This is a genomic window from Pseudoxanthomonas sp. LjRoot204_2 (assembly GCF_056175765.1).
Genome location: NZ_JBGFFG010000110.1, coordinates 1 through 8812 on the forward strand (window position 1 = coordinate 1; position 8812 = coordinate 8812).

Sequence of the window (8812 nt, forward strand, 5' to 3'; positions counted from 1 at the left end):
GCTCGGTCAACGGGCCGGCGACCTGCGCCATGATGTTGAAGTGGGCGGCGTCCTTCAGCGTGGTCGTGCCCGCCTTGTATTCGGTCAGGCGACGCACGGTGTAGTCCTGCATCTGGCCGCCGATGTGCGGATAGGCCGGGCCCGGGTTGCCGGCGCCGGTCGGGCCATGGCACGCCATGCAGGCCGGCACGCCGCGCTTGGCGTCACCGCTGCGGTACAGCTGCTGGCCCACTTCGTAGAACTTCATGCCCTTGTAGGCTCCGTCGGCGACGACGCTGTCGTCGGCCAGGCCGGCGCCGGACTTCTGGGTGGCGAAGTACGCGCCCACGTCGCGCATGTCCTGCGCACTCAGGGCCTGGGCGAACGGGGCCATCACCGCCGCCATGCCCGTGTTGCGCTCGCCCGAGGCGAACAGCGCCAGTTGCTGGGCGACGTAGCGCTCGCTCTGGCCCGCGATGCGCGGGTACTGCGGGTCGCTGGGGTTGCCGTCGACGCCGTGGCAGGCGGCGCAGGCGGCGGCCTTGGTCTRGCCGGCCTTGGCATCGCCCCAGGTGGTCTTGGCGAGATTGACCTCCAGCGGGGCGGTCTCGACCGGCGCATTGTCGGGCACGGGAACGACCGTGGTCTGTGCAAAAGCGACTGCGCCCACGGCCAACACGGCCAGTCCGGCAAGTCCCATAACGCGAGCGTGGCGCATGCTGAAGCTCCGAAACCCTTGACTGAGGCGGCGCCCGAAGAGGCCGCGAAACCCCCGAATTATCGTCGCGGCGGCTGCTCGCGGTCAATTCAAACGGTATCCCGCCCGCCACCGTGCGATCCTATCGCCATGTCGAACCCCCTGAATTCCGCCACTTACCTGCTCTCCGCCCATACCCCGCGCCAGTTGCCGGAGGATGGCGGCTTCGAAGTGGCCTTCGCCGGCCGTTCCAATGCCGGCAAGTCCAGCGCCCTCAACGCACTGGTCAACCACAACCGGTTGGCCCGCGTGTCCAAGACGCCCGGCCGCACCCAGCAGCTGGTGTTCTTCCAGGTCCAGCCGGACCGCTATCTGGTCGACTTGCCCGGGTACGGGTATGCGAAGGTGCCGCAGGACCTGCAGGCGCACTGGCAGGCCTTCATCGATCGCTACTTCCGCACCCGCGACGCGCTGAAAGGCCTGGTGGTGGTGATGGACATCCGCCATCCGCTGAAGGAGTACGACCGGCAGATGCTGGGCTACGCCGTCCAGCGCGGCCTGCCGGCGCATGCGTTGCTGACCAAGGCGGACAAGCTCGGTCGCGGCCAGCAGGGCAATGCCCTGCAGGCGGTGAAGAAGGAGCTGTTCTCCGCCTTCGGCGATACGGTCAGCGTGCAGACGTTTTCCGCCGAGTCGAAGCAGGGCGTGGACGAGGCCCGCATGATCGTGGGCAACTGGCTGGAACTGTCCTGAGCCGGAACTCAGACGCTGACGTGGAAGAGGCGGCCCACGGCCGCGGCAGCCGCCATCGCCATCGCGCCCCAGAAGCCGACCCGCCACGCGCCGCGAAGAACCGGGGCACCGCCGACCCTGGCGGCCAATCCGCCTGACACCAGCAAGCCCGCCAGGGTCGCCACGGTGGTGACCAGCGCGACCCTGTCCGGTGGCGCCAGCAGCGTCGTCGCGATCGGCAGCAGGGCACCGACCGTGAAGGCAGCGGCCGACGCCAGCGCCGCCTGCACCGGACGTGCACGCAGCGCCTCGGTGATGCCGAGTTCGTCGCGCATGTGCGACGCCAGCGCGTCATGCGCGGTCAGCTGCTGGGCGACCTGCCGCGCCAGCACCGGATCCAGACCCCGCTTGACGTAGATCTGCGCTAGCTCCGCCAGTTCGCCGTCCGGCATCTCGCGCAGCTCGCGGGTTTCGACGGCGAGCGCGGCGGCTTCTGCGTCGGCCTGCGACTGCACCGAAACATATTCGCCGGCCGCCATCGACATGGCGCCCGCGACCAGGCCGGCCACGCCGGTCACGAGGATGGTCGACGCGCTGGCCCCGCTGGCGGCGACACCGACCACCAGGCCGGCGACCGAGACGATGCCGTCATTGGCGCCCAGCACGGCCGCGCGCAGCCAGCCGACACGGTCGGTGCGATGGCGTTCGCGATGGCGCGGTGCGGTGTCGCGGGCGGGGTGCGTCATGCGCGCAGCGTACGCCCGGCAAGGTCGGGCGTCGATCCGCCCCATCGCGTCCATGGATGGGATGCTGCGGCGTTGTCGTGGCGATGCTGGCGTGCAGGCGGCCACGTTATAGTGCCGGCMCTGCCACGCTGGCACGCCGGCGTCGCGTCCCCCTTGCGAGTCCCGCCCTTGTCCAGTCCCAGCCACGTCGCCGACACGCTGATCACCGACCGCACCCAGTTGGTGGAATACATCGCCTCGGGCGAGAAGCCCGCGCAGGACTGGCGCATCGGCACCGAGCACGAGAAGTTCGGCTTCCGCCTGGACGACCTGCGGCCGCCGACCTTCGATGGCGACCGCGGCATCGAAGCGCTGCTGAAAGGCCTGACCCGCTTCGGCTGGGAAGCCATCGAAGAGAAGGGTCGCGTGATCGCACTGTCGAAGGATGGCGCCTCGGTCACGCTGGAGCCGGCGGGACAGCTGGAACTCTCGGGTGCGGCGCTGGAGACCCTCCATGAAACCTGCGTCGAAGTCGGCACGCACCTGAAGGAAGTGAAGCAGGTCGCCGACGAACTGCAGCTCGGCTTCCTCGGCATGGGCTTCCAGCCCAAGTGGCGCCGCGACGAGATGCCGTGGATGCCSAAGGGCCGCTACMAGATCATGAAGTCGTACATGCCCAAGGTCGGCCASCTCGGCCTGGACATGATGACGCGCACCTGCACGGTGCAGGTCAACCTGGACTACGCCAGCGAAGCGGACATGGTGAAGAAGTTCCGCGTGTCGCTGGCGCTGCAGCCGGTGGCCACGGCGCTGTTCGCCGACTCGCCGTTCACCGAGGGCAAGCCGAACGGCTACCAGAGCTACCGTTCGCACATCTGGACCGACACCGACGGCGACCGCACCGGCATGCTGGACTTCGTCTTCGAGGACGGCTTCGGTTACGAGCGCTACGTCGACTACCTGCTCGACGTGCCGATGTATTTCTCCTACCGCGACGGCATCTACCACGATGCCAGCGGCAAGTCGTTCCGTAGGTTCCTGCGTGGAGAGCTGGATGTGCTGCCGGGTGCGCTGCCCACGCTGCGCGACTGGTCGGACCACATGACCACCGCCTTCCCGGAAGTGCGGATGAAGAAGTTCCTGGAGATGCGCGGCGCGGACAGCGGTCCCTGGAATCGCATCTGTGCACTGCCCGCGTTCTGGGTGGGCCTGTTGTACGACGATGCCGCACTCGATGCGGCCTGGGACCTGGTCAAGGATTTCTCGCTGGCCGAGCGCCACGCGTTGCGCGACGGCGTGCCGAAGCACGCGTTGAAGCTGCCCTTCCGCGACGGCACCGTCCGCGACCTGGCCCGCGAGGCCGTGAAGATCGCCATCGGCGGCCTGCAGCGCCGCGCGCGCCTCAACAGCAAGGGCGTGGACGAAGCCGGCTTCCTCGATGCGCTGGTCGAGATCGTCGAGGCCAACGAGACCCCGGCCGAGCGCAAGCTCGCCCTCTTCCACGGCGAGTGGAACGGCGACATCGACGGCGTGTTCCGCGACTTCGCGTACTAGGCGGGATCCCGGGCGCAGCCTGTCCCGGGTCGCCGTTGTTTTGCGTTGCTCACCCTTGAAGTGGACGTATCCGGCGCATGCCGGATCCGGTCACGCAGGGGGCCGCGGCAGGGTGCCGGGGCGCACATCCGCGAGCGATGCATGGATCAGGTACCGGTCACCCAGTTGCTGAAGCGCGCGCGCGAGGGTGACGTGCGGGCGGCCGATGCGGTGTTCGCCAGCCTCTACGACGAGCTCAAGCGTGCCGCCCACCTCCAGCTGCGCCGGCACCACGACAACCTCGACACCACGGTGCTGGTGCACGAAACCTATCTGAAGATGGCGACGGGCGAACGCCTGGCGGCCAACGATCGCGCGCACCTGCTGGCGATGTCGGCGCGCGCGATGCGGCAGGTGCTGGTGGACCACGCGCGCATCGCGCATGCCCAGAAGCGCGGCGGCGGCGTGGAAGCGCTGACGTTGACCGCGCGGCTGGGCGGCGGCGAACGGGCGGTGGTCGAAGTGCTGGCGCTGGACGAGCTGCTGGATGCCCTGCAGCAGGCCGATGCGCGCGCGGCGCAGATCGTGGAGCTGCGTTATTTCGGTGGCTACGAAGAAGCCGAGATTGCGCAGATGCTCGGCGTCAGCGAGCGTACCGTGCGGCGCGACTGGCGCGCGGCGCGCGCTTTCCTGCTCGCGGAGCTGGGCAAGTGAGCGAGGGCGGGCCCGAACGTCGCCGGCAGGCGCTGGCGCTGTTCCGCGAGGCGGTGGAGATCGCGCCGACCCAGCGCGACGCATGGCTCGCGGGTGCCTGCGGCGGCGACGCCGCGCTGCGGGCCGATGTGGATGCACTGCTGGCCGCGGACGCGAGCGGCACGGAACCGTTCGCCGGCGATGCGCTGGCCTGGGGCCGTGCGTTCCGCGACGAGCACGGCGACGTGGCACGCGATGCGCTGGTCGGCCGCAGCATCGGTCCCTGGCGCCTCACCGGCATCCTCGGCCATGGCGGCATGGGCGCCGTCTACCGCGTCGACCGCGACGACGGCGCCTACGCGCAGCATGCCGCGCTGAAGCTGATCCGCGCCGGCACCGACTCGCAGGCGGCGCGCGAACGCTTCCTGCGCGAGCGGCAGATCCTCGCCCGGCTGCGCCATCCGAACATCGCCACGCTGCTCGACGGGGGCATCAGCAGCGAAGGCGACCCGTGGTTCGTGATGGAACTCGTCGACGGCGAGCCGATCGACCGCTGGTGCGACACGCGGCAGCTAGGCCTGCGCCAGCGCATCGTGCTGTTCCTGCAGGTGGTCGATGCGGTCCGCCATGCGCATCGGAACCTGGTCGTCCATCGCGATCTGAAACCCTCCAACCTGCTGGTGGATGCCGACGGGCGGGTGAAGCTGCTCGACTTCGGCATCGCCAAGGAACTCGCCGATACGCGCGCAGTGACGGTCGACCGCGCGCTGACCTTCGAATACGCCTCGCCCGAGCAACTGCTCGACGCACCCATCACCACCGCCACCGACCTGTGGCAACTGGGCGTGGTGCTGCACCGCCTGCTGGCGGGCGCGCATCCGTTCGGGGTGACGCGCGAAACGCCGGTGGCGCACCAGCTGCAGCAGCTCGATCGCGATCCGGAGCCACTGACGCGGGCGGCGTCGCACGCCAGCAGCGAGCAGGCCGCGCAGCGCGGAGGCCACACCCCGGCATCGCTCGCACGCGCGTTGCGGGGAAGCCTGGCGCAGATCGTGCAGGCCTGCCTGCGCCGTGATCCGGAAGCGCGCTATGCCTCGGCGGACGTATTGGCGAACGATCTGCGCGCCTGGCTCGACGACCGGCCGATCAGCGCGGTGCCTTTGTCGCGGGTCGACCGCGCGTTGCTGTGGCTGCGACGCAACCGCGCCCTGGCGGCGGCGTCGGGCATCGTCGCGGTGGCGTTGCTGGCCGGTACGGGCGTCGCCGTGTGGCAGGCCCGCGAAGCACGCGCGCAGGCGCGTATCGCCGAGCATGAGGCTGCGAACGCACGGGCCACGCTGGCGTTCCTCTCCGATACGCTGGCGGCCGCCTCGCCCGAACAGGCCGGCAGCAGGGAAGTCAGCGTGCGCCAACTGCTCGACCAGGCGCAGGCCAAGCTCGAACAGCGCACCCTGGATCCCCAGGTCAGGCAACCGGTCCAGCGGATGCTCGGCCGTTTGTACCTGGCGATCGGGGAGCAGCAGGCCGCCGTCGACGTGTTCGCGGCGGGGCTCGAGGGCGTCGAGCCGCAGCAGCGGGACGAAGCGCTCGCGCTGGCCGATGACCTGGTGGCCTATTCGGATGCACTGGCCGATCTGGAGCACAACGCCGAGGCGTTCGCGGCAGCCGAGCAGGCCGTGGCGTTGCGAAGACGTTTCGCGCCCGACGATCCCGAGCAGCAACTGCGCGCGATGGCGCATCTCACGCTGGGCCATGTCGAGAAGTTCGGCCTGGACGCCTGCCGGAAGCGGGCCGAGGCGTCGCTCGCGTTCGCCAAGCAGATGTACGATCCGCCGGTCGACATCGTGCTCGATATCTACTCCGACATCAGCACCGCCGCCAACTTCCAGAACGATCGGCGCCGCCTGCTTTCGGTCAGCCGCGAGGGACTGGCGTATGCCGATCAGCATGGCATCGCCGCCCATTCACCGGTGCGGCAGTCCCTGACCCGCGGCCTGGTCGCCGGGCTGGTGCTGGAGGGCCGGTCCGGGGAAGCGGAACAGGTGATCCGCAAGGCGATCGCCGACGGCGAGAAGACCGGCGGGTACGGCGGTGCCAGCGAAACCGTGCTCTACCAGACGCTCGCGGAAACCCTGATCGGTCAAGGACGCTACCGCGAGGCGCTGCTTGCGCTGGACAGGAGTTACGCCCTGTCCAGCCAGGCCGGCGAGGGGCCGCGCAACCTGGCCATGGCGCTCACCAACATCGCCACGCTCAACCTCATGTACGGCGACTACGCGACTGCCCTGGCACGCTCCACGCAGGGCATGGCACGACTGCTGGAGGCGGAGGTTCCGCCTGACGATACGTTCCGCCGCAGCGCGGAGCGCACGCACGCGCGCGTGCTGATCGCCAACGACCGGTTCGATGACGCGGCCCGCCAGCTCGACAGCCTGCTGGAACGCGCGCGGCGCCTGGATGGCGAGGACTCCGAGGAGTACGCACTGGTGCTTGGCGACCAGCTCGGCCTGTATCGCCGGATCGGCGATGTGGCGCGCGGGGTCCCGTTGCTGGCCGACCTGCGCCTCCGCATGACACGGCGTGGCGTGCCCCAGACGCACGAACAGTTCGGTCACTTCTTCGGTTACGAGGCAGCCTTCGACCGCATGCGCGGCGACGCGGGACGGGCGGAGCAGCACCAGCGCGAAGCGGTCCGCCGGCTCGCGTCCAGCGCAAGCGCCGTCGACGCGGCGATCGCGCGCGCCACCCTGGCCGGCGACGTCGCGGTGCGCGGCGACAGGGCGCAGGCGAAGGAGCTCCTGGCCATCGCCCTGCCGGTATTGCGCGCTGCGTTGCTGCCGGGCGAGCGTAATCTCGCCRCGGCGGAACGGCTGGCCACCACGCTGTGAACCCGCGAGCGCGCTACTGCTCGCAGGGCGCGATCGGCGTCAGCGTGTAGCGCTCCGTCCCGCTGTTGCAGCGCGTGCCCATCGGCGTCTTCACGCACCCGTTGCCTGATCCGGTCAGCGTGCCTCCGCGCTCGTCGGCCGAGACGGAATACGTGCCATTGCCGTAGACGCCGACGCCGCCCATGTTGCCCTGATAGCGGTAGGTCCCGCCCTCCTCGCTGCTCGGCGTGAAGGTCACCACATTGCCGCCTCCGCTGATCGTGAACGGCTCGCCGAGGTTGCAGACGGTGCCGGTCCCGTAGAACGCATCCAGCCCGCCTGCCGCGGTGTAAGCCTGCGGGCGCTTGGTGTCGAAGGCCAGCGTCGCGCGTCCCACGCCGCGCTTGCTGCGCGCTTCGAACGTGATGCTGGCCTCTTCGTTCTTCTTGTCCGGCCCCGCATAGGCGTACTTCGCATCCGCCGGCACCTTGCCGCCCGCGGGCTGCAGGCTCGCGCCGCCGCTGAGCGTCGCGGTCACCRTGCCGCCGGCGGGCGCGCCATCGGACTTCGCGCGCGGAATGGCCTCCAGATCGAACGCGGTGCTCGGGCGGATGCCCTTGCGCTTGCCGGGATTGCTGGTGACCTTGAGCTCCACGCAGCGGCCGCTTTCCCACGGCCCTCCGCCCTGGCCGACACCGCGCAGCATCATCTCGGCGACCATCTGCAGGTAGACGAAGGACTGCTCGGCCAGCTGCGCCGCGTGCTTCACTTCATCCATGCGGAAGATGCTGAAGCCGCTATGGTCGCCGAAATCCTCGTAGCCGCTGCCGGGCGAACGTCCGTAGCCCATCCTGACGTCGAAGGACTGCGGCTTGCCGCCGACCGTGCCGCCTGCGGACATGGTCATGCTCGCCGTCGATCCGGCATTGTCCTGGATCAGGTGCGCATCGTTGTCTAGGAACCGTTCGAGCTTGAATTCACTGCGCACATGTCCGCCCGCACCGGCCTGGCCGACGACGTTCATCTGCGAATCCACGTTCAGCGTCACCGTCAGCTTGCCTTCCGCATCCGGGCAGGCGTCGATGTGGACCTTGATCTTCATCTTGCCCGACAGCCCGTCGGTGGCCTTGCCGTCGAATTCCAGCGTCTGGTCCAGCGAACCGTCGGCACCGAAGTGCAGTTCCGCACCGCCCTTCCCGTCCTTGTCGGCGCCCAGCTTCACCGGTCCGGCCTTGACCAGGTCGGCCAGCTGTTCGTCCGACATGGTCTGCACCGCGCCATTGACCATGCCGCCGGCGATCAGGCCGCCGAAGGCGCCCACCGCGAGGCCGGTGAAGCCGGCATCCAGGCCGCTGCCATCGAAGGCCGCGGGGATCATCCGCGGCACATCGGCCTGCGTGCCGCGCAGGGCGCGCTCGTTCTGCTCGCCCCATGCCCTGAGCGCCGCCACCGCGTTCGCTTCGCCACCCAGCGCATCGACCATGCCGGTGGCTTCCATCACCCGGTAGTGCACCAGGTAATCGAACAGCGCCATCTTTCGAAGCGTGGCGTCGGGCTCCGAGGCGCGGAATGCATCCCTCTGCGCG

Annotated in this window: 7 protein-coding genes; 4 read left to right on the top strand and 3 right to left on the bottom strand. The window is 69.5% G+C overall.

Translation table 11 applies throughout. The annotated features are described in order from the left end of the window. Positions 1–697 (bottom strand): c-type cytochrome (locus tag AC04L7_RS07140; protein ID WP_475512746.1); only part of this gene is annotated, 697 nt, incomplete at its 3' end. Between the two features lie 129 nt (positions 698–826). Here AC04L7_RS07140 and yihA point away from each other — a divergent pair. Continuing rightward, the gene (gene yihA / locus AC04L7_RS07145) at positions 827–1429 is read left to right on the top strand and encodes a ribosome biogenesis GTP-binding protein YihA/YsxC (RefSeq protein ID WP_296281387.1); all 603 of its coding nucleotides are present in this window, start codon (positions 827–829) and stop codon (positions 1427–1429) included. An 8-nt stretch (positions 1430–1437) separates the two neighbouring features. On the opposite strand, the gene AC04L7_RS07150 is transcribed toward yihA, so the two are convergent. Further along, positions 1438–2154, bottom strand: a complete 717-nt coding sequence (locus tag AC04L7_RS07150; protein ID WP_296281388.1) for a VIT1/CCC1 transporter family protein — start codon at positions 2152–2154, stop codon at positions 1438–1440. A gap of 153 nt (positions 2155–2307) precedes the next feature. Here AC04L7_RS07150 and AC04L7_RS07155 point away from each other — a divergent pair, with 153 nt between their 5' ends. The 3 genes from AC04L7_RS07155 to AC04L7_RS07165 all read left to right on the top strand — a co-directional run bounded on the left by AC04L7_RS07155 (position 2308) and on the right by AC04L7_RS07165 (position 7247). After that, positions 2308–3687, top strand: coding sequence for a glutamate--cysteine ligase (locus tag AC04L7_RS07155; protein WP_475512747.1), 1380 nt, complete (start codon positions 2308–2310; stop codon positions 3685–3687). A 141-nt stretch (positions 3688–3828) separates the two neighbouring features. Beyond that, complete coding sequence (locus AC04L7_RS07160; protein WP_296281390.1) at positions 3829–4380, top strand: ECF-type sigma factor; 552 nt, start codon at positions 3829–3831, stop codon at positions 4378–4380. Continuing rightward, positions 4377–7247: a serine/threonine-protein kinase gene (locus AC04L7_RS07165; protein ID WP_475512748.1), complete on the top strand. Its 2871-nt coding sequence runs from the start codon at positions 4377–4379 to the stop codon at positions 7245–7247. Before AC04L7_RS07160 ends, AC04L7_RS07165 begins: the two co-directional genes overlap by 4 nt. A 13-nt stretch (positions 7248–7260) precedes the next feature. On the opposite strand, the gene AC04L7_RS07170 is transcribed toward AC04L7_RS07165, so the two are convergent. Then, positions 7261–8812 (bottom strand): hypothetical protein (locus AC04L7_RS07170; protein ID WP_475512749.1); only part of this gene is annotated, 1552 nt, incomplete at its 5' end.

Coding starts and splice junctions, on each gene's coding strand:
- yihA (WP_296281387.1), top strand. CDS start 827: ATGTCGAACCCCCTGAATTCCGCCACTTACCTGCTCTCCGCCCATACC.
- AC04L7_RS07150 (WP_296281388.1), bottom strand. CDS start 2,154: ATGACGCACCCCGCCCGCGACACCGCACCGCGCCATCGCGAACGCCAT.
- AC04L7_RS07160 (WP_296281390.1), top strand. CDS start 3,829: ATGGATCAGGTACCGGTCACCCAGTTGCTGAAGCGCGCGCGCGAGGGT.